Source organism: Streptomyces sp. NPDC055955 (assembly GCF_042270245.1).
GTDB lineage: Bacteria > Actinomycetota > Actinomycetes > Streptomycetales > Streptomycetaceae > Streptomyces.
The window spans coordinates 16,573-35,870 of record NZ_JBHJYS010000008.1 but is presented as its reverse complement, the minus strand read 5'-3'; the positions used below and the strand labels follow the sequence as shown (position 1 = coordinate 35,870).

At 65.2% G+C, this 19,298-nt stretch carries 20 protein-coding genes; 13 read left to right on the top strand and 7 right to left on the bottom strand.

Annotation, left to right across the window (positions count from 1 at the left end):
* Positions 1–115: 115 nt before the first annotated feature.
* From ACFC96_RS17815 to ACFC96_RS17805, 3 genes are all read left to right on the top strand, one after another.
* Positions 116–421 carry a hypothetical protein gene (locus ACFC96_RS17815; protein WP_329569749.1) on the top strand — a complete coding sequence of 102 codons (306 nt, stop codon included), beginning with the start codon at positions 116–118 and terminating at the stop codon, positions 419–421.
* Between the two features lie 62 nt (positions 422–483).
* Positions 484–1,779 carry a putative T7SS-secreted protein gene (locus ACFC96_RS17810; protein ID WP_376613059.1) on the top strand — a complete coding sequence of 432 codons (1,296 nt, stop codon included), beginning with the start codon at positions 484–486 and terminating at the stop codon, positions 1,777–1,779.
* A 35-nt stretch (positions 1,780–1,814) separates the two neighbouring features.
* Positions 1,815–2,339: a hypothetical protein gene (locus ACFC96_RS17805; RefSeq protein ID WP_376613058.1), complete on the top strand. Its 525-nt coding sequence runs from the start codon at positions 1,815–1,817 to the stop codon at positions 2,337–2,339.
* A 71-nt stretch (positions 2,340–2,410) separates the two neighbouring features.
* Here ACFC96_RS17805 and ACFC96_RS17800 read toward each other — a convergent pair whose 3' ends face one another.
* Complete coding sequence (locus ACFC96_RS17800; RefSeq protein ID WP_376613056.1) at positions 2,411–3,127, bottom strand: hypothetical protein; 717 nt, start codon at positions 3,125–3,127, stop codon at positions 2,411–2,413.
* 246 nt (positions 3,128–3,373) lie between these two features.
* On the opposite strand from ACFC96_RS17800, the gene ACFC96_RS17795 reads away from it, so the two are divergent.
* Entirely contained in the window at positions 3,374–3,727 is a 354-nt protein-coding gene (locus tag ACFC96_RS17795) for a DUF4333 domain-containing protein (protein WP_376613054.1), read from the top strand.
* A 276-nt stretch (positions 3,728–4,003) separates the two neighbouring features.
* On the opposite strand, the gene ACFC96_RS17790 is transcribed toward ACFC96_RS17795, so the two are convergent.
* Genes ACFC96_RS17790 through ACFC96_RS17780 form a run of 3 tightly spaced genes read right to left on the bottom strand, consistent with a single transcriptional unit; the run spans position 4,004 to position 7,358 of the window.
* Positions 4,004–4,546, bottom strand: a complete 543-nt coding sequence (locus ACFC96_RS17790) for a hypothetical protein (protein ID WP_376613052.1) — start codon at positions 4,544–4,546, stop codon at positions 4,004–4,006.
* Positions 4,547–4,593: 47 nt separating this feature from the next.
* Complete coding sequence (locus tag ACFC96_RS17785; protein WP_376613050.1) at positions 4,594–6,855, bottom strand: hypothetical protein; 2,262 nt, start codon at positions 6,853–6,855, stop codon at positions 4,594–4,596.
* Complete coding sequence (locus tag ACFC96_RS17780) at positions 6,855–7,358, bottom strand: hypothetical protein (RefSeq protein WP_116509192.1); 504 nt, start codon at positions 7,356–7,358, stop codon at positions 6,855–6,857. Before ACFC96_RS17780 ends, ACFC96_RS17785 begins: the two co-directional genes overlap by 1 nt.
* A gap of 411 nt (positions 7,359–7,769) precedes the next feature.
* On the opposite strand from ACFC96_RS17780, the gene ACFC96_RS17775 reads away from it, so the two are divergent.
* The 9 genes from ACFC96_RS17775 (at position 7,770) to ACFC96_RS17735 (ending at position 17,354) form a co-directional block, all read left to right on the top strand.
* Positions 7,770–8,252, top strand: a complete 483-nt coding sequence (locus ACFC96_RS17775; RefSeq protein ID WP_340459770.1) for a hypothetical protein — start codon at positions 7,770–7,772, stop codon at positions 8,250–8,252.
* 12 nt (positions 8,253–8,264) lie between these two features.
* Positions 8,265–10,550: a hypothetical protein gene (locus tag ACFC96_RS17770; RefSeq protein WP_376613049.1), complete on the top strand. Its 2,286-nt coding sequence runs from the start codon at positions 8,265–8,267 to the stop codon at positions 10,548–10,550.
* Positions 10,526–11,092: a hypothetical protein gene (locus ACFC96_RS17765; RefSeq protein WP_376613048.1), complete on the top strand. Its 567-nt coding sequence runs from the start codon at positions 10,526–10,528 to the stop codon at positions 11,090–11,092. Before ACFC96_RS17770 ends, ACFC96_RS17765 begins: the two co-directional genes overlap by 25 nt.
* Positions 11,093–11,443: 351 nt before the next feature.
* Complete coding sequence (locus ACFC96_RS17760; protein ID WP_376613046.1) at positions 11,444–11,920, top strand: hypothetical protein; 477 nt, start codon at positions 11,444–11,446, stop codon at positions 11,918–11,920.
* Positions 11,917–13,647, top strand: coding sequence for a hypothetical protein (locus ACFC96_RS17755; protein WP_376613044.1), 1,731 nt, complete (start codon positions 11,917–11,919; stop codon positions 13,645–13,647). The genes ACFC96_RS17760 and ACFC96_RS17755 overlap by 4 nt, the downstream gene beginning before the upstream one ends.
* Before the next feature lie 128 nt (positions 13,648–13,775).
* Positions 13,776–14,948, top strand: a complete 1,173-nt coding sequence (locus ACFC96_RS17750; protein ID WP_376613043.1) for a S8 family serine peptidase — start codon at positions 13,776–13,778, stop codon at positions 14,946–14,948.
* A gap of 139 nt (positions 14,949–15,087) precedes the next feature.
* The gene (locus ACFC96_RS17745) at positions 15,088–15,393 is read left to right on the top strand and encodes a WXG100 family type VII secretion target (protein ID WP_376613041.1); all 306 of its coding nucleotides are present in this window, start codon (positions 15,088–15,090) and stop codon (positions 15,391–15,393) included.
* A gap of 57 nt (positions 15,394–15,450) precedes the next feature.
* A complete protein-coding gene (locus ACFC96_RS17740) occupies positions 15,451–15,750 on the top strand; it encodes a WXG100 family type VII secretion target (RefSeq protein WP_376613039.1) in 300 nt (99 codons plus the stop codon).
* Between the two features lie 140 nt (positions 15,751–15,890).
* The gene (locus ACFC96_RS17735; RefSeq protein WP_376613037.1) at positions 15,891–17,354 is read left to right on the top strand and encodes a PQQ-binding-like beta-propeller repeat protein; all 1,464 of its coding nucleotides are present in this window, start codon (positions 15,891–15,893) and stop codon (positions 17,352–17,354) included.
* A 351-nt stretch (positions 17,355–17,705) separates the two neighbouring features.
* On the opposite strand, the gene ACFC96_RS17730 is transcribed toward ACFC96_RS17735, so the two are convergent.
* The 3 genes from ACFC96_RS17730 to ACFC96_RS17720 all read right to left on the bottom strand — a co-directional run bounded on the left by ACFC96_RS17730 (position 17,706) and on the right by ACFC96_RS17720 (position 19,152).
* Complete coding sequence (locus tag ACFC96_RS17730) at positions 17,706–18,038, bottom strand: DUF397 domain-containing protein (RefSeq protein WP_376258977.1); 333 nt, start codon at positions 18,036–18,038, stop codon at positions 17,706–17,708.
* A gap of 158 nt (positions 18,039–18,196) precedes the next feature.
* Positions 18,197–18,610, bottom strand: coding sequence for a hypothetical protein (locus ACFC96_RS17725; RefSeq protein ID WP_376613035.1), 414 nt, complete (start codon positions 18,608–18,610; stop codon positions 18,197–18,199).
* 122 nt (positions 18,611–18,732) lie between these two features.
* A complete protein-coding gene (locus tag ACFC96_RS17720; RefSeq protein ID WP_376613033.1) occupies positions 18,733–19,152 on the bottom strand; it encodes a hypothetical protein in 420 nt (139 codons plus the stop codon).
* Positions 19,153–19,298 lie beyond the last annotated feature (146 nt).

The following is a 19,298-nucleotide window of genomic DNA, read 5'->3' as shown; positions in this document are numbered from 1 at the left end:
GGAGTGGTGAAGAGGCGGTGAGAGGGCGCGGTGAGGCGCGTTTCCGCTGGTAGCGTGCCTTTGCCCGGTGCTGTCGACCGTGCGTACAAGTGGATGTGCAAGAGGGGGAGTTGCCGTGGCTGCGGACCTCGGAGTCGGCCCAGGCGTCTTGAAGCAGGGCGCGAAAGACATGGTGGAAATCCTCAAACCGGTCAAGAAGGTGGACCTTGGGGACGCAGCAGACCTGTCCACCAAGATGGGGAACGACGACGTGGCCGCGTCCCTGGTGACGTTCTGCGCGACGTGGGAGTCGGGGGGAGCGTTCCTGGCCGACTGCGCGGCGACTCTGGCAGACGGACTTGAAGCGGCCAACGGCAACTACGAGGACACTGACGAGGCCATTCGTGACGCCGTGAAGTCCGTCAAGACCGCGCTTGCCTGACGGTGTCGATCCAGCACTGACCCAAGCTCGAGAACAAGAACAGAACAGGGATTCCGCACTCAATGGCAGCGACGCTCGGGTCGACTGACGACCCGAAGGATCTCATCCCGGGGGAAGCCGGCAAGCTCGGCGACGTCGAGACCGCCTTCAACAACTGGTCGGACAAGTTCGAGAAGATCGGCGACGGCTTGCGCGACCTGCGCATCAAGGGCTGGGTCGGTCAGGCGAGTGAAGCCTTCTGGCCCACCCTGGGCAAGGAGAAGACCAACTGGTACTTCGCGAGCGACGCGATGTCGGGCGCGGCCAAGGCCGTCCACTCGTATGTCTCCACGCTGACCTGGGCACAGGGGCAGGCCGGAACCGCGATCGACAAGTGGAAGGCCGGGGACCACGAGGGCGCCGAAACCCTCCTGAAGGGTGCGCAGAAGCAGCTCAAGGAAGAGGCCGAGAAGCTCACCAAAAAGCTGCACGACCTCGCGGGCGACTCCAAGGACAGCCCTGACTGGCTTACCGCGATCCGAAGTGGCGTGGACGCCAAGAAGTGGCTGGAGGACCACGGCGTCGGCAAGAGCGCCATCGCGCCCGAGGCGTGGAAGAAGGAGAGGGTGTCATGGTTCGGTGACGAGACCAACCCACGCCACAGGGAGAAGGAGTGGGGCAAGGGCGAGGACGGAAAGTGGTACTTCCGGGACAAGGCCGATGCGGCCGGGGCCGACGATGCGGCCGGCCCCGGGAAGAAGGCCGAGGTGAGCATCAAGCTCGCCGAGTGGTCGGACAAGGCCAGCGTATGGTCGGACGGCATCGACGGCGACGGTAAGTGGGGCGACGCCAAGTACAAGTACGCCGCGGGTGCCCAGGCCCTGGGCATGGACGGTTCGGCCGGCCTGAGTGTCACCGACGGACGGTTCAAGGCTGGCGTTTCGGGAACGGCGTATCTCGCCCAGGCGTCCGCGAATGGCAGCGTGGAGTACGGAGTCGCCGCGGCCCAGGGCGAGGCGAAGGCATTCGTGGGTGCCGATGCGTCGGCGAACGTCTCCGTCGGCAAGGACGGCGTGCACGGCGGCGCGGAGGCGTTCGCCGGAGCCAAGGCGACGGGATCCGCCTCTGCCGACGTCGCCGGTATCGGCGCTGGTGCGACCGGCGAGGCCTGGGCAGGCGTGGGAGCCGAAGCACATGCCGATCTGGGCATGAAGGACGGCAAGTTCACCATCGGCGGCGACGCCGGAGTGGGTTTGGGTCTCGGCGGCAAGGTCGGATTCAATGTCACCGTCGATACCGGCAAGCTGACCGACGCGGTCAGCGATGGTGCCGACGCCGTGGGCGATGCCTGGGACAGCACAGTCGGCAGCTGGCTCTAGCCCGCGCTGAAGTTCGACGAAGGATTGGATCCACCATGGCGGCCACGTTGCCGGTCAAGATTTCCTTTTCGCTGCCGGACGGCTGGCAGGCGGCGCCGCCGGACGAGGTCGGCGCCCCGAACGTCGCGTTCGTCGCGCTCCACACGGGCTCCGTCGACGACGGATTCACGGCGAATATCGCCATCTCCGGCGAGATGCGCAACGATGGCGCCACCATCTCGCAGATCGCCGACGAGTCAGTACCTCGGCTTGAGCAGGGCGGGCCCGTGCGCGTCCTCAAGAAGACCGAGATCGGGACGCCGGACCTCCCCGGGCTCACGGACTCTCCGGGTATCGCGCAGGACCTCGTTCTCTCGACCACGCTGCGAGGGGAGCCCATCGAGCTGTGCCAGAGCCAGGTGTACCTCGGCATGGAGGACGTGCGGAACCCGGCTCAGCGGGCGGTGATCGAGATCGTCCTCACCGCGACGCAGTACCAGCTCGGTCAAGTCATCGAGGACTACAAGGAATTCTTGCGAACGGTGCGGCCGGCCGGTGACTCCGCCGGCGAGGCCGACTAGGCTTCGGCGCGCGCAAAATGCCCCTTGGCCCCGGTTTTCTCGATCCGGGGCAAGGGGCACTTTGCTTTTCCTCAGGCGGATGTCCATGCATGCTCGGGAATCCGGTCCATGACGTCGCACAGGTAGTTCAACCGGTCTTCGATCGCCTGCTGGGACAGGTACCCGGTGTACCACGTGAACAGTTCGTCGTCGCGTACGCGAAGAGGATTTGCCTCGGCACGCTGATCGGAGAGGAGGAACGCCCTTACATCCTCAGTGAGTACATTCCGGACGAATGATTCCTCATCCGTGGCAACTCGAAACTTCTTATCGAATTCCGGTGCGTCGAGCAGTGTCCTGGGCCGTCGACCCATCACCGTATCCAGCTTGCTCGGCCGCCCTATCTGCATGAACGGCCCCGAACCTGGCGCCGATACGAGGAACACAGACTCGAACGTGAGACTCTTGCCCCCGCTCTGAGTCGTGCTCGACAGGGGATTCGTGTACCGGTACTCGAAGCATTTGAAGGAGCGGCCGCGGAACTCCCCTGTGATGTAGTGCCAGGCGGTCAGGTTCGAGCCTTTACCGGGCATCGGGCCCACACCGCAATACTCGGTGGCGCGTCCGGGTGCGCGCCGCTCATAGGTCCAGCCGCGGGTGGCGGCCACCGCTTCGAGTTCCGCCCATTCCTTCTGGATCCGCTTGTCCTCTCGGTTGCCGCGCATCATCGCCCTGATGGCGAGCGCGACCAATCCCAAAATGATCGCGTACACGAGGAGCTTCAACAGGATCCCAACCAGCTGTTCCATGGGTCGAGATTATTGCGGACGTCGTGTGCTCCTGTGAACCGAGGTTGGCCTCGTGACCGCACCTCGCCATCGCAACCGTGAAGATTGTTTGCTGGTCAGGCGAAAAGTCCGTAGAGCATTCAAATATGCCCTGATTTCGGAAAGATGTGCCAAATTGGTGTCCCCCGTGCGCCATATGCTGGGCGTGCCGAAGGGGTGGCCAGCCCCTCCGGCTTCTTCTCCCGCCACCGGAACGGATTCCACCCCATGATCAAGTCCCGCCTCTCCGCCGCAACGTGGGCCCTGTCGGCCGTAGCCGCGGGTGCGCTGCTCGTCGGCTGCTCGGGGTCGGTGAGTGCGGGGAAGTCCGACCCGAAGGTGTCCAAGAGCAAGTTGGCCGATACGGTCGCCGAAAAGCTCGCCGCCACCACGGGCCAGCCGAAGCCGGACGTCACCTGCCCCGAGGACCTCGTCGGGAAGGTCGGCAACACCGGCCGCTGCACGCTGACCGCGAGTGACGGCAGCACGCTGGGCGTGACGGTCAAGGTTTCCTCGGTCGACGGAGACAACGTCAACTTCGACATCAAGGCCGACGAGACGCCTTCCCCGGCTGCGAGCTGACCCTTTCGACTCCACCGCGCTCCTCGCGAAGCGAAACAGGAGAGTCGCTGCCAGGTGCTCGGGCGGGCCTGGCAGCGGCGGATCAGCCCTCACGCCTGCACGCGGCGTCAGGCCGGCGCCCTCCCGCACCGAGCTGCCGAACCGTCGAGTTCCAGTCGCGCCTGAGCCGCCCCGTCCGCCGTGCCCCCTTCCAGGCGGAGAGGGGAAGTGGGCCCCCGTAAGCTCTGCACGAGCTCGCGACGACGAGTCTCAAGGGGGTTCTGCTGGGGGCGGCACTCACCTCTCGGCGCAGGCCCCCGACCCGGCCGCCGCCGTCGCGTACTCCTTGATGAACCGAAGCATGTCCGCCGCGACAGCATCACCCGAGACGCGTGCCGTCACCCAGAACGAGCTGTCCGCACCGGCCGACTTCGGGCACTCCACCCGACCGACGGCCCCGGTCTTCGAGTAGATGAACCGCCCGCTGTCCGCGCTGGTGTCGTTGGGATCGACCCCCAGCGCGGACGTGGCGACATCACGGGCCGAGCTGTCGGCGCCCAGCTTCTCCACACTGGTGGAGAACACGACCTTCCCGTCGACCTCGAGGCGACAGCGCTTCACGCCGACCGCCGACGTGGGTTTGACCGCGATCTTCTTCCCCGGCGGCAGCAGTGGTTCCAGGGAACCGGCGGACACCTCAGTGCCGCACAGCTCCTTCGGGGTGGCGTATTCACGTCGGGGCTCGGACGACGAACAGCCGGCCGCCGTAGCGACGAGCAACGCCGCGCCGATCGCCGCCGCCCAGCCCGAACGTGCTCTGCCCCGCGGGAGTCCCTGCATGACGTCTTCCATCGCCTTCGGTGATCGTGCCGGTGAGTCGTGACGCATCAGTCGGGGATCTCGGTGTCGAGGTCCTTGGCCATCGCGTGGATGTCGGTGTTGGCGTCGTTGAAGCCCGTCGCGGTGCCCTCACTGACCCAGGTGTCGATCTGGTCCGAGTAGCCCGCGTGGTGCGCCTTGGCGGCCTCGGTGGCCGCCGCGTAGTTGACGTTCGTGGTGGTGTCCTTGATCGTCTCCCACCGCGTCGCGATGTCGTGGCCGGCTTCCGAGCGGTACTGGCCGGAGTCGTCCTTGAAGAACGCCTCCATCACCACCGATGTCACGGTGCCCGCGGCGCCGCCCGCGGCCGCGCCGACCACGGGAGAGGCGATGAAGCTCGTACCGATGCCGACACCCGTACCGACGATGCCCGAGATGACGTTCTTCTTCTGGCTGACGGCGTAGTCGAAGTCGCCGTCCTTCTCGTTCGCCGGGCCGAGCACCGCTTCCTGCCGGCCCTGGGCGAGCAGACCGCTGAACTCCCCGGACTTGCGCGACAGGCTGGTGATCGTGTCCTTCGCGTCGTGCGGGTAGCGCTGGTCCTCGGGGAGGTCGGGGTTCAGGTGGTAGTCCATGAGGTTGGCGGTGTACGCCTTCTCACCGACGCTCAACGCGCTGTACCCCTCCGGGTTCTGGCTGGCGGTGACCAGGAAGCGGGACACGGCGCTGTGATCGAGCTTCGCGTCCGCGCCGTCGTTCGGGTACAGCAGGTTCCATCCGGACTTGTCGCCGTTGCCGACCGACGGGCCGTCGGCCATCGCCCGGTGGATGTCGGGCAGGTACTCGGACCCGATCTGCCCGATGCTGTCCGACATGTAGTCGTGGTCCTTGAGACGGTTCGGGTCCTCGGAGATGGAGTTGACGAGGTCCCGCATCAGCCCGGCCTGGTCGGCGGTGTGCGCCGGAGTGTCCGCCGTGGGCAGCTCGCCCGCCGGATGCCCGGTCGTCCCGGCCTCGAGCGCCAGGGCGAGGTTGTTGCGCCCGGTGTTGAGGTCGTCGCCGTGCATGTCGGACTCCTGCGGCCACTCCCGGTCCTCGAAGAGGTACTTGAAGTTGCTGGCCGCCGCCTTGTCGCCGTCCTTCGGCGTGTACTCCTCGTTGAAGAACGAGGTGGCCGCGTCGGGGCTGTTGGACAGGCCCTTCAGATAGCCCGTGAGCGGATCGGAACCGCTGTCCTCGCCGATCCGGTTGAGCCAGGGGTCCATCCCCATGTGCTGCCATGCCAGGTTGCGGTGCTCGCCGTCGCCGGTGAGCTTGCGCTCGGTGGCCATGAGCTTGGTGCCGTAGTCCTCCATGAACCGGTCGTCGTAGTCGCCGGTCCGCATGAGGTTGCTCATGACCTGGAAGCCCATCGGTCCGCCACGATCGCCGTAGAGCGGCTTGTCGCCCAAGTCGATCATCTTGGACTTCCAGTCGTACATCGCGGCCGAGTCGCTCTGCGTCGCGTGGGCCAGTGACATGCCGAGGTTGCGCTGGAGGTCGTCGAACTGGTCGAGCCGCTCGTGCCCCAGCTCGTAGTTGCCGCGGGCCGGGTCGTTGATCCCCGTCCAGAACTCGAGGATCTTCTGCGGGCCGACCTTCGTGGCGAACCGCTCGGAGAACAGCTCGTCGTCGGCGTACTTCTTGAACCCGGCGTTGAGCCGGTCGAACTCCTCGACCGACAGATCCTTCGGATCCTTCTGCGCGAGCTTCGCCAGCTCGTCGGCTTCCTTGACGGCCGCGGCCGCGGAGTCGCGGTCCGAGTAGTTCGCGTCGGAGAAGCCCATGGATGTCTGGTTGACCAACAGCTTCAGGACCGTGGTGGCCGTGTTGTCGCTCTCGCTCGCCCCGTCGACGATCTTCTGGATCTCGTTGCGGACCCCGGTGACGTCGCCGTCGGTCGGTTTGGGGTCCTTGGCGTCGTCCTTGGCGCGGACGGTGAAGCCGCCGTCGCCCGACGCCGTGACGCTGATGTCCTTCGTGCCCGCGTTCTGTATCGCCGTCGTGAGATTGCCGTGGTACGTCCTGAGTTCGCCCGCGGTGTCCCGGAGAATGTCGTAGATCGACTTCGCCTGGGTGTGCGCGTCGTCGAACTCACCGACCGTTTTGCCGATGAATTCCTTGGAGACCGTGGCATTCGCGCCGGCCCAGACGGCCTTGCTCGCGGACGCCTTCATGCCCGTACGGGCTTCCTTCGCGAGCGCGTCGAGATTCTTGACCATCGTCGACCAGTCCTCGACGGCATCGTCGAGGAGCTTGAAGTTGGCGTGGAGGAGCGCCTCGAAATGCATCAGTCGTCCTTCTTCTTCGGCTCGCCGTACACCGGGTTCTTCTTGCCGGGGTCGCCGACGCGCTCGTCGAAACCGGCGTCGAGCATGTCGATGCTGCTCATCTGGCGCCGGATGAAGTCCTCGTCGTCACCGTGCAGCTTCTTGGTGCGGTGCATGTGGTTGGCGATCTGCGCGGTGGCGTCCATCAGTGAACGGAGCTGCTCCTCCCAGCGGTTCGACACCTCCTGCAGGCCCCCGCCCAGCGAGAAGCCCTGCTTCGTGAGGTCCGACGCCGCCGAGTCGCTGCTGGGTACGGCCACGCGGGCCTTGTCCCACATCTGGCTGTACAGCTTGTGGGCATCCGAACCGACCTTCTCGAGGTCGCCGTGCCCGACCGCGAGGTCGCCGTACTGGGAAGGGGGCGGTCCGCCACCCTCGTCGTCCGGTACGCGGTTCAGCTGCATCTGCGTCGACTGACGCCCCGCCGCCTCGGTCTTCAGCTGCTCCCACTCGTCCCACGCCATGAGTGAGCTCCTTCCCCCGTGTGCGTGCCGGATCCTGCCGATGGACGGCAGTCGTCCGGTTCAAATTAGCAACTCGGTCGTGAGGAGTGGCCCCCTTGCACCGATGCTCGAGATGCTGCACGAGTGAAGGTCTTGTGGGCAGGGTGAGTTGTAGTCGTGTGTCCGTAACAGCGGATCTTGCACGTTTGGTCCCCATCCGCTTCAACCCCTCCCTGCCGGATCTTCGGCAATTTCCGCGATCGCAATTTCGGCGACGAGTGCGCTACCCAGAGTTGTGGAGGTTTTTACCCGTCGTCATCTCCGCCCGTGCACCTCTTCTGTAGGAGGCTCGAGCCGCGCATTGATCCGTCGGAACGGGGCCTGTTCCATCCGAGCCGGCGGATGCCGGGTCGACGGGGAAGAGGTCACGGCATGGCTTGGGACGAATGGGAGCGGCTGAAGTCCGACGCTGCCGCCCGCCGGAGCGAGAAGATGCAGCTCAATCAACTGGCCCCGGAACCCGGCGGCGGTGGTTCGACGGGCGGCGCCGACCTGGTGGTCAACCAGGACGATCTCGGCGCCGTGGGGCATGAGGCCTTCATCCTCCACGACCATCTGCACTCGCAGGCCGACATCGCGGGAGCCGGCGCCGACAAGCACGGCTCGGGATCCACGATGCAGGCCGCGACGGCCCTCAAGGTCAGCAACTTCGAGATGGGCTCGGCCCTCGAGACGACCGTCAGCGTCTGGACGACCCAGGTCAAAACGGTCCTTCAGGCCTGCGCCCACATCTCCAACCACCTGGACTACAGCAAGAAGCTGCACGCCCAGGACGACGCGACCATCGCGGTCGACCTCCACCAGCGAGACGGCTCGGCCGTGCCCGTGTCCCGGCTGAACGACCTGCTCAAGTAGGAGGGGCAGGCCATGACGCTCAAGTACACAGATCTGACCGAGGTCGACCTCGCCAAGCTCGGCGCGTCCGTCGCCGACTGGAAAGCGGCCGTCGATCACCTCAAGACCCTGGCGGAGAACGCCAGGACAGGAATGCAGGCGAAATCGGACGGGGCCCGATGGGCCGGCCAGAACGCCGACGTGGTGCGCGTGCTCATCGGCAAGACCACCAAGGAATTCCAGGACCTGCACGGTGAGGCCAACAGCATCTTCCAAGTGCTCGACGACGCCCACCAGGAGCTGACACAGCTCCAGCGCAGCACGAAGACACTCGTCTCCGAGGCCATCGGCAAGGGATACCGCGTATTCGACAACGGCGACACCAGCGTCTCCGTCATCGAATACGTCGGACCCGGCGAGCCCCCCAAGGGTGTCCCGGAAAAGGAACTCCAGCACTACGCCGACCAGATCACGGCCAACGTCGGCCGCGCCGACGACATCGACCAGTCGGTCAAGCTCGCACTCACCCGCAGCCACGGCAATGACCCGAACAACGCAGGTCACAAGGAATACGGATCACTCAACGACGCCCAGGTCGAGCGCGCCCTCGAACTCGCCAAAAAGGGCCACAACATGAGTGACGTCGAACTCCGCGAATTCAACCGCATCATGAAGTTCAACGGCGGCGAGAAGGACGGCCAGTTCGCCACAGGGTTCTACAAGGGCCTCGGCGGTCCCGAGAAGACGCTCGAGTTCTACGCGGACATCACGACGGACGGCACGGAGAAGGACACGGGCAAGGTCCGTCTCGACGCCGTCAAGGACTTCCAGCAGGTGATGGGTCCGGCGCTGGCCAACGCCACGGACCCGGACACGAAGAACCACCTCCCCGCCAGCTGGGGCGACGAGTTCCGCAGGCTCGGCACGCAGCAGATCTCCTGGATGCCGCACCAGATGACGAAGCCTTACGGCTACCAGGTGCTCGGCGGCCTGATGCGGTACGGAAACTACGACCCGTCCTTCATCAACCCCATCGCCGAACACCTCACGCAACTCCACCAGGAAGACCCGGACAAGCTCCTCACCCACGTGGGCCACGGGCAGGGTGACGGCTACGGTTTCAATCCGTCGGGAAAGCTCGGCTCCGGCGAGGACCCGCTGAACAGCGTCCTCGAAGCCCTGGGCCACAGTCCCGAGGCCTCGGAGAAGTTCTTCACCGACCCGCCCACCGCGTACAACGACGACGGGACGGTGAAGCAGGACGGAAAACTGGGCTTCAAGTCCTACCTGGACGTCTTCACCGACAAGGACTTCCAGTGGAACGCCGACTCGAACAACGCGTACCTCTACGGCGACGAGGACGCGAACCGGGCCGCACACAACGTAGGACCTGAAGCACTCGGCCACGCCCTGGAATCCGCCACGACGGGACGGCCGTACGACAGCGACGACATGGGCGACGCGGTGCGGCACACACCGGAGCGCGCCGGGCTCGTGCACGACATCGTCGACAAGTTCGGCAGCGACCCCGAACTGCTCAAGCACAACGGCGACGGGGGCGAGAGCGGGCCTCTGTACGCCATGAAGGACAGCCTCGGCGACATCACCTCCGAGTACATGGGCGACTTCCAGCAGGCCATGTACGAGGAGAACGCCGGCAGCGACATGTTCCCGACGTTCGGCGCGGCCGCGGGGCTCGACCCGGGGCACGCCCAGAAGTTCCTCAGCGAAGTGGGCCAGGACCCGCATGCGTACTCGGCGATCACCGCGGCGCAGCAGGCGTACACGGCGGATGTGGTGAACGGCGTCGTCAACGACCCCACCACGTCGACGACGTCCATGGACGGCCGCGTGCGTGACGCGGTGGCTCCTGGGGCGGCCATCGCGGGCATCATGAGCGACTCGCGCGCGGACGCCATCTACCAGTACCACGCGGCGTCCGACGCGGATTTCAACGAGGCCGCGGCCGACAAGGCGAAGTGGGTGAGCCGCATCCTGGGCATGGGCGTCGACAAGGCGGCCGAACACGTTCCGATCCTGGGCGCGCCCATCGGATGGGCGTCGGAGGACATCCAGGAGAGCGTCATGAAGAGCATCGAGCAGGACACGACGACGGACGCGGAGCACCAGGCCGGCGGCGAGTACGCGCACGGCCGCTCGGAGGCGATCCGCTCCGCCCAGGACGCCGTCGACAACGCCGTGCGCCACAACTCGAAGATCGACATGCAGACGGCGGACGACCTGCAACGCGCCGCACGCACGGCAGCCGGCATCAGCCATTCGGACGGAGCACAGTGGAACTCGGAAAGCCATCACTGAGGCCGGCCCGCCCGGCGCGGCTCCTGCCTCTGGCCGCCGTCACCGCCGTGTTGGTGGTGGCGGCAGCGGGATGCGGCGACTCGGCCGAGCGGGAGTACGCCGTGCCGTCCTCGCTGTGCGGCATCCACATCAAGGCGGCAACGCTCACGCCTTTGCTGCCGCCCGGGAAGCACATCGCCGTGAAGCCGGACGACCCCGTCCCCGACGCCATCACGACCTGCGAGGTCGCCGTGGACAAGAAGGTCGTGCTCTCCGTCGAACGCGAGCGACGTGAGCCGGGCGCGGCGGCGCGCGACATCGCCGTGGACCAACTCTCCGCCCACGACCCCAAATCCGCGGCGGCCCGCTCGATCGCGTACACGAACTCGGCCGCCGTATCCATCACCCGGTGCACCGCCCAGAACGTGGTCAAGGAGGACATCTCCACGGTCATCAGGGTCTTCGAACCGGGACACAAGGGCGAGTCGGCGCTCAAGAACGTGATCACGGAATATACGGCGGCGCTGAAGAAGTCTTCGCCTTGCGAGGTGAAATCAGGCTGAATTGTTGAATCTTTGAACGCTGCTTCCCCGCCTTCCTCGTAGTCATGGCGGTGAAGATTTCATGGAGGAAATGTTCGCCGGTCGGAGAGTGCGTCAGGCCCCGTGCGGGCAGTGCCTGCGGGCGAGTGTCACGACCCCCGACCAGGCGTCGGGTGCGCGTCGGCGAGATGAGAAGATTGCACCCGAAAGCGCGATACGGGGAGAGCGCTTCGTAACTGACTTAACACATAGGCCAGTTGGTTCGGTTGTACAGGGTGACTACAGTGGTAAAGGCGCGATGAGGGACGCTCGCGCCACCGCGCTCCGGGCGCGGACTGAAGGGCAGACGGGGAACGGGGAAGGGGGCACGTCATGCTTCCTGCGGACATGGCGATGGGCGGGGTCTCGGCTGCGACTGCCGCGGACCTGAAGGTCGGCGCGGGGGTCCTCAAGACGTTCAAGCAGCGCGTCGACACGCTGTTGAGCGAGTTCGAGGGCTCGGACGGAGCGCCGTCCAAGGTCGGTGGCCAGCGGATCGCGCCGACCTCCCTGCGGGGCGCGGGTACGAAGTTCCCGGAAGCCGACGGTCTCTACGAGCAGTACAACATCGTTCACGAACGACTCACCTCGCTGTCGAAGACGCTCAGTCTCCAGATCGAGGCGATGGGAATCGCCGCGCACGGCGCGGAGGTCGGCTACGGCAACCTCGAGGACGAACAGCGACGCCGGTTCTGGGCCATCCAGTCGAAGATCGAGCATGACCAGCAGGCTGCGGAGCGCGAGAAGGCGGGCGCGCCTGACCAGCCGCGGAACGACAAGAAGCAGTCGAAGAAGGGATTCGGGCTGTGACTGGGAAGGACGACTGGGACAAGCTGTCCGGCCAGGAGCAGAGCAACATCCAGGCCGGCGTCACCGACATGACCAGTCGGATCTCCGAGGTCATGCACGACGCGTTCGGCTTCAGCAGGGTTCGTACCCCAGGGCAGAAGTCGAACTTCGAGGACCACGAACTCAACGACATGATCGACATCGTTGAGAACACGAACCCGTCGGACCTCGAAAGCGCCGGTGAGGCCCTGTGGAAGGCGCAGAAGGCCATCTCGGACGCGGCGACCGAACTCCGCGGCCACCTGACGGCTGCCGAGGACGACTGGAAAGGTGAAGCGGGCAAGGCCTTCCAGATCTGGGGCAAGGGACTCGCCGGACACGCGGACGCTCTCGCCGACTACGCGAAAGCCGCAGGCGTTCAGATCACGTCCGCCGGTACGGGCCTGGCATCCGTTCGCAGCGCCATGCCGCCCCGGGACAGTCGTCTCGTACGGAAGCCGGTCAGCGACATCCCGGTGGTTGCGCGGGTCGAGACCAACGACGAGTACACCGCGGCTACGAAGGTCGAGGGCCATCGTCAAGAGGCCATCAACCAGATGAACCGCCTGTCGTCGTACTACGTCGTCTCCGAGGAGTCGCTCAAGAGCCTGGAACCTCCCACGTTCGAGGCGATGCCTAATGTGGGGGTGCCGAAGCCGTCGGAGCGCGGTTCCGCGCCGACCGATTGGTCCGGGAACAACACGACCGGCGCGACGCAGCGGCATGCGGAAGTGACCGAAGGTGGGGTCGCACACGAGCGCACGATCGCCCAGCCCACGGATGTGACTACGACGCCTGTCAAGGAAGTTCACGGCGATGTCACCCTCCCCGACCGACCTGTCGGCACGGAGATCAACAGTGTCGACACACTTCCTCAGCAGACGTCGATTCCGGTGACCAGCACCACTACCCCGACGACGACACCGACAACTGGCCCGCAAGGAGTCCCCTTTCCTTCGTATGTCCAGGGGGTGCCAAATGCCCTGGGCAAGGGCCCTGTGGGACGGGCGCTCGGTACGACCGGCATGCCGAAGAATCCGGCGACCGCACAGGGACGACCTGGTACCACAGGACCGGCTACGGCTCGGGGCCTGGGACAGAGCGGCACGAACCCGATGGGGCGCCCGAACGCGACCGGCCAGCCGGGCGTCAAGGGCGGTATGCCGGGCGGCCGCCCGGCCTCCATGGGTCACGGCGTAACCGGAGGCACGCCCAAGCAGGCAGGCACGTCAGCCGGTCGCCAGGGCCTGGGACCGAGGGGCGCGGGCCGGAGCAACAGTGGTGTCGTAGGGGGAAGGCCCACCTCGACCGGTGCGTCCGCGAAGTCGGGTCCCAAGATGCCGAGGGGCACGGTCATCGGGGGCGAGGGAGCTGCCGGTTCACGGACTTCGAGTGGCGGGATCAGCCAGCGAGGAGTCATGGGGGCCCCGAGCGCGACGAACGGCGCTGCCAGGAACCAGATGCCCCGCGGTTCCATGGGTAACTCCGACGGTGTGACGGGTGCTCCATCAGGGCGCAACTCCGCCTCCCGCGCGGGCAGAAACGGCTTCACCGCCGGCGGCTCCGGCCTCGTGAGAGGTCCCGAGGGCCGTGGGAGTTCCGACCAGGAAGAGGGCGAAGACGCACAACGGCCCGACTACCTGACCGCGGACGAGCAGACCCATCTCCCCAAGAAGCCGCAGCGCGATGTGCCGCCGGTGATCGACTAAGCACGAGCGAGGACAGACGAAGCATGAAGTCAGGGATCAGCCGACGCGGCAGATTGACTGTGCCCTTCCTGGGGCAAGTCGGGAGACGCGCGTCAGTGGTGGGCGCAGCGGTTGGCGCTCTTGCCGTCATGTCCACCGGACTGGCCCCGAGCGCCACAGCCGACGACGTGCACTCCAAGCAGTGGTACTTGGACGACATGCTGGCTGAGCGGTTGTGGAAGGTGAGCACAGGCAAGGGCATCAAGGTCGCGGTTATCGACTCAGGCGTCAACCCTGCGACCCCTTCCCTGAAGGGAAAGGTTCTGACGGACGATGTTCCCGCTGCTGCCTCGTACGGAGCGACACGTGACTACGGCGGTCACGGCACGTCCATGGCGGAGCTGATCGCCGGGTCCGGGGCCGGAGGCGGACTTCAGGGGCTTGCCCCCGGAGCCAGGATCATTCCGGTCCGAACGGCGCTCACCACGCTGACGGACAAGGCCGAGCGCAAGAAGACCGCCTCGATTCCTCAGGCGATCAGGGCTGCTGCCGACTCAGACGCGCAGATCATCAGCATGTCCTTCGGTGCCGAGTACTCGGACGCCGAAGAGACAAGCGCGATTAAGTACGCGGCCCAAAAGGGCAAGCTCATGTTTGCCGCGGCTGGGAACTCCGGCGACCAGGACAACTTCATCGGTTTCCCAGCCGCACTCCCCGAAGTGGTTGGGGTCGGTGCCTCCGATGCGACGGGAACAGTAGCCAAGTTCTCCCAGTCCGGTGACTACATCGATCTGGCGTCGCCGGGTGTGAACGTCCCCACCTGGTGCGACGCGACCTTCAAGCGGTACTGCCAAGGCAAGGGAACGAGCCAGGCCACCGCCATAGCCTCGGCCTCCGCCGCCCTCATCTGGTCGGCGCACCCCAAGTGGACGGCCAGCCAGGTCCTCCGGGTGATGATCGATACTGCCGGTCGTGACTGGCCCAAGAACCAGCCGAGCAAGTATCTCGGCTACGGACTGATCAGGCCCGCCCAGAACTTGATCGCAGGCAAGGGGAACCCCGGCGCCCCCGATGTCGATCCGATCACCAACCAAAAGACGTCAGTTGCCGGTTCCACTAACGGCGCTACTCCCTCCGCTTCCGTACCAGCCTCGTCACAGCCGCCGAAATCCACTTCAGGTGGCGAGACCTCGGCGGCAGGATCTAGTGCGAAGTCTTCCGACAACAATGACCAGTTGTGGATTGTCCTCGGAGCCGCTGCCGCGGTGGTGGTGATCGGGGGCGGGGCGTTCGCGGTGCTACGAGCTCGGCGCTCCGGCTGAGCCCGCTTCATCGTTCGACGCCCGTCGAGCAGGGGGCCAGATGCTTGCCCCGGCCAGACGGGAATCCGGAAAGTTCCATCAGTAATTCAGGAGAGGAAGGCCGAACATGGCACAGGGGCAGCGGCTCTCAGATTCCGAGATGGTTGCGCTCGAGCGCAAGATCGCGGACAAGTTCGACAACATCAAGTCGACGGTGCACCGCCTTCAGGGGACGATCGACAGCCTCGAGGGCCAGTGGCAGGGTATTGGTGCCAACGCTTTCAACACGAAGCAGCACGAGATCAACACGTCGATGAAGAACATCGGCAACATCCTCGTGAAGTTCCTCGACGCGATGAGCGGTACGCGGAAGATCAAGGACGACTCCGAGGACCAGGTGCGCCAGGCGGTCAACAAGATCAACGTGTACGACGGTGCCCCGAAGTCCACGCTCAGCGGCTACTGAGCGAACCGGCCACGCATCAGTAGTAGGTCTGGAACCCCAGGGGAGATGGAGTAGATCATGGGCATGAACCACGACGAGATGATCGTCAAGTACGGCGCTCTCGACACCGCGGCCACCGAAATCGGAAACATGGCCAAGCAACTCGAGGCCGACCTGCAGGAGATCAAGCAGTTGGTCGCGGGCACGGTCGCTTACTGGGAGGGCGACGCCCAGGACGCGTACGGCACTGAGCAGAAGAAGTGGGACGACGAAGCCCGCGACATCCACCAGGCCCTGCAGAGCATCGGCCACGTGGTGCACCAGGCCGGCGGTGACTACATGGGCGGCGACAAGAAGGCCGCCAGCTTCTTCCTGTAAAGCGAAGAGCAACAACTGCGGGGTGGGCGCGCGCGGGAGGCGCCCACCCCGCAGTTGTGCCTGCGCAGCCATGAATTCCAGTAACTGGGCGGGGGCACGGACCATGTGGTGCCCTCGCTTATCTGAACAGGAAGACGGACATGAGTTTCGGACCACCGCCATCACCTTTCACGCAGTCGCAGCGTGTCGCAGAGGAGCGCCGGAGTCGGCGCGTGAGGGTATGGGTTTGCGCGGTGCTGGCCCTGGTTGCGGTGGTCGGTGTTGGCGGTTGGTTTCTGATGGCGGGGTCGCCGGGAGGCGGTTCAGGAACGGACAACAAGGCGACGGTTGGTCAGCAGGCTCCCGATGACATCCGGGAGACCGTGGAGAGGCGCCCGCGTGGTACTGCCGGTCACCTGGTGACGTCGATTCAGGACCGTGGAGTCAAGCCGAATCAGGACCAAGAGACTCCGGGAACCTGGGCGACGGACAGGGTGCTGGTCAAGGGCAACGACGATGCCCTCGAAGCCGTCGAGATCAATTCAGGGGACGAGGCATGGCGTCAGGACCTGAGCGGCTCCATCTGTGCCTGGACGAAGCACGTTACTGTCGATGGCCGCACGGCCATTGTGTTCAGAGATAAAGGGAAAGACGGTGCCTGTAATCAGTTGGCATTCTTCGATCTCGGTACGGGAAAGAAGCTTTGGCAAGTAGTCATTCCCTGGAAGAAATCTGTCTTCGGTAATCTCCCAAATGTGGCAATGACGCGTGGCGTCGTTTCGTCGGCCTGGGAGAGTGGTTCATCCGGCTATGACATGAAGTCTGGTAAGCGCCTCTGGGAGCGAAAGAAGACTGCCAAATGCCGCGAGGGTGGATTCGCTGGGGGGAAGGCTCTGCTGCTTCGGCTTGATTGCACAACATCGGACTACGAGCCGCTGCGTAAGATCGCAAAGATCGATCCACGTACAGGTGAGGAAAAGTGGATATACGGCGTTGCTGAAAGTGTCCGTCTCGTTTTCATTGTCTCTTCCGAGCCGCCCGTTCTTGCCGTCGCCGCAGGTGAGGATGAAGTTTCTGACCTGATCTCACTCGATGAGAGAGGGAAGTACCGGGCAACGGTTCGTCTGGACGGTGGTCACTACGAGGTGAACTGCGATGCCGGCGCGATCTATTCGGCTGTCGACGACTGTGACAACATCGTTGTCGGGGGAGACCAGGTCTTCATCACCAGTGGTGAAGAGATTGGTGGATCCAGCCACCACACGAATCGCATCGTCTCCTTCGATCTCGGTACGGCGAAGCCGGTGGTGAAGTTTGAGGCAGGTCCGGACCAGTTGATTTATCCCGTGCGCATGAGCGGAGACGAGCTTCTCGCGTTCAGGGCCGGCACCGATAATTACGCCCCTTTCTCGCTGATGAGTCTCGATCCGCGCACAGGGAGAGAAAAGGCGTTCTTCTACTTCACAGTTCTCAACGAGGCCAAGTCGCTTACGTACACGAAGTTCAGCGATGTTGTCGTGGAGAACGGACGGATCTTCTTCGGTAGCAACATGGTGCGAGGCGAAGCGATCAAGGGGAAGTCGGTACCCCAGTGGCTGGCCTTTGGGGTGGGCAGCGCCGGCTGATCAGCAGGGTTCTGCAGGCCCGCAAGTAGGTGTGGCTGACCATGGTGCTGGAGGGGAGCAGTCGCGTATGCGCCCGCCAGATGCGATGACCACGGGCGGGCGGATCGGCCCGCATGCGGTCATTACAGGCCTCGACGATCGAGCATCCCGTTCCCCCGTGCACCTCCTCGATGCCACCGGTCAGGAGGCAGACGCTGGTGAAGGCAACTGAGTCTGTCTTCGTCAACGTCGGTGGCTGGGCGTACGCGTTGCCCGTCTTCGGACCTTGCAATCCGCCGCCCCGTGCGTCCAGGTGGCTGACTGCGGGTCAGGTCGACGGTCAGCCGGGATCAAACCGGCTGACAGCCGGCCCTACTCGCCTGCGTCCCCCGCCACATCCTCCAGATCGAACTCCCCGTCCCGAGCCCCCAGCACGAACGCCGTCCATTCCGCCTCCGTGTAGCGGAGCACGGTCTCGGGGTCCATCGAGGAGCGCATCGCCACGGCGCCGGCCGGCAGGTAGGCGATCTCGACGCGCTCCTCGTGATCCTCGGTGCCAGGGGCGCTGTGCCATTCGGCGCCGGAGATGTCGAGTGCGTAGAGCTCGTTCTTCTCCCGCTCCTTGCGCGCCTTGATCTCTTCGGGGGACTCCCCGGCGCCATCGCTTCCCACGCCCTGCGCGGCGCCCTGTGCAGCCTTGGCCATGATCCGGGCCCCTTCCCGATGTACGTACATGCCGTGTGGCCAGCGTACTTGGGACAGTCGAAGGTGCGCGGGGCGTCGGACCACTTGCACCCGCCTGATCCGGCAAAGCACCCCTGGTGCAGCCCGGCGCCGGGCTCGCCGCAGCTGCACCGGAGAGCTCAGCTGCAGCCCACGTCCTTCATCGCCGCAGGAAGATAGGCCTTCAGGAGTGAACGCAGCGCATCGCGCCGCTCGGACACATCCTGGACTGCCTGTTGTTTCAACTCGATCTCCGCGACGAACTTCTGCTGCTTCCCGCCGTACGCACAGCTGTCCACAGCCAGGGCTCCGCGGTCTGCGATACGGGAGTCCTGACCGATGTTCGCGGCTTCCGAGTGGCCCAGTCCCCGCATGCCGCGTTCGTTCACCGCGATGACATCGGTGCTGGCCGGAACCACGTCGCCGGAGAAGTGGACGACAAGATTCCCATCGACCTTCAGTTCACAACGGGGCTGCGCGGGACCGAACTTGTAGTCGCGCTGAGTCAGCTTCTCGCCGTCGGGGAGGAGAGGGGACAGCAGCTCCGATCCCACCTCGACTCCGCATGCCGCCTTCGGTACGGCATAGTCCCTCCCCGATGAGCCGGTGCATGCCGTGGCGGTCAACATCGCCAGGATCGCCGCGGCACCCAACGGTGTCGACAGTGCGCTCCGCCTCACTGGTCGCCTGCCAGTCCTCGAGCCCGTGCGTTGCCGTCAAAGGCAGCCGCGTCGATCTCGTTGGTCACGGTGTAGGAATTGTTCTCCGTCTGGCCGGGATGGGCGGCGGTCCAGATCTTCGCCAGTGATTCCAGCTGACCTTTGAGATGCGGGCGCAGGCATCGAGGAAGGACCACCTGGTCCACCCGGCGCTCAGCCACATGGTTCAGAGCCTTGCCGACGGCGAACTCCGACGTGAGACCACTGGCGGTCTTCATCGAGGAGATCCGGGCATGGTCGCTCTCCCGGTCCATGCGGGTGCTTAGCCGGAACGCGGCATCGCCGATTGAGGCCAGGTCAGGGAAGTTGACCGTCAGGTCGCCCTGAGGATTTCCCCCGCCGCCTCCGCCCGGGTCGGCAAGCCGGTTCAACTGCATCTTCGTGGTCCCCCTTGTGCAGGGCTTCCGCCTTGAGCTGTTCCCACTCGTCCGAGGGCACCTAATGACGTCTTCCCCCGTGTGACTGATGTGGCTACGCCCGTCGCCCTCATAGAGGGCGACGGGCGTAGCCACATCATCAGGGC

Coding starts and splice junctions, on each gene's coding strand:
- ACFC96_RS17785 (WP_376613050.1), bottom strand. CDS start 6,855: ATGCATTTCGAGGCGCTCCTCCACGCCAACTTCAAGCTCCTCGACGAT.
- ACFC96_RS17745 (WP_376613041.1), top strand. CDS start 15,088: ATGGTTGCGCTCGAGCGCAAGATCGCGGACAAGTTCGACAACATCAAG.
- ACFC96_RS17750 (WP_376613043.1), top strand. CDS start 13,776: ATGTCCACCGGACTGGCCCCGAGCGCCACAGCCGACGACGTGCACTCC.
- ACFC96_RS17740 (WP_376613039.1), top strand. CDS start 15,451: ATGGGCATGAACCACGACGAGATGATCGTCAAGTACGGCGCTCTCGAC.
- ACFC96_RS17770 (WP_376613049.1), top strand. CDS start 8,265: ATGACGCTCAAGTACACAGATCTGACCGAGGTCGACCTCGCCAAGCTC.
- ACFC96_RS17720 (WP_376613033.1), bottom strand. CDS start 19,152: ATGCAGTTGAACCGGCTTGCCGACCCGGGCGGAGGCGGCGGGGGAAAT.
- ACFC96_RS17790 (WP_376613052.1), bottom strand. CDS start 4,546: ATGCAGGGACTCCCGCGGGGCAGAGCACGTTCGGGCTGGGCGGCGGCG.
- ACFC96_RS17775 (WP_340459770.1), top strand. CDS start 7,770: ATGGCTTGGGACGAATGGGAGCGGCTGAAGTCCGACGCTGCCGCCCGC.
- ACFC96_RS17810 (WP_376613059.1), top strand. CDS start 484: ATGGCAGCGACGCTCGGGTCGACTGACGACCCGAAGGATCTCATCCCG.
- ACFC96_RS17800 (WP_376613056.1), bottom strand. CDS start 3,127: ATGGAACAGCTGGTTGGGATCCTGTTGAAGCTCCTCGTGTACGCGATC.
- ACFC96_RS17730 (WP_376258977.1), bottom strand. CDS start 18,038: ATGGCCAAGGCTGCACAGGGCGCCGCGCAGGGCGTGGGAAGCGATGGC.
- ACFC96_RS17760 (WP_376613046.1), top strand. CDS start 11,444: ATGCTTCCTGCGGACATGGCGATGGGCGGGGTCTCGGCTGCGACTGCC.
- ACFC96_RS17795 (WP_376613054.1), top strand. CDS start 3,374: ATGATCAAGTCCCGCCTCTCCGCCGCAACGTGGGCCCTGTCGGCCGTA.
- ACFC96_RS17780 (WP_116509192.1), bottom strand. CDS start 7,358: ATGGCGTGGGACGAGTGGGAGCAGCTGAAGACCGAGGCGGCGGGGCGT.
- ACFC96_RS17735 (WP_376613037.1), top strand. CDS start 15,891: ATGAGTTTCGGACCACCGCCATCACCTTTCACGCAGTCGCAGCGTGTC.
- ACFC96_RS17805 (WP_376613058.1), top strand. CDS start 1,815: ATGGCGGCCACGTTGCCGGTCAAGATTTCCTTTTCGCTGCCGGACGGC.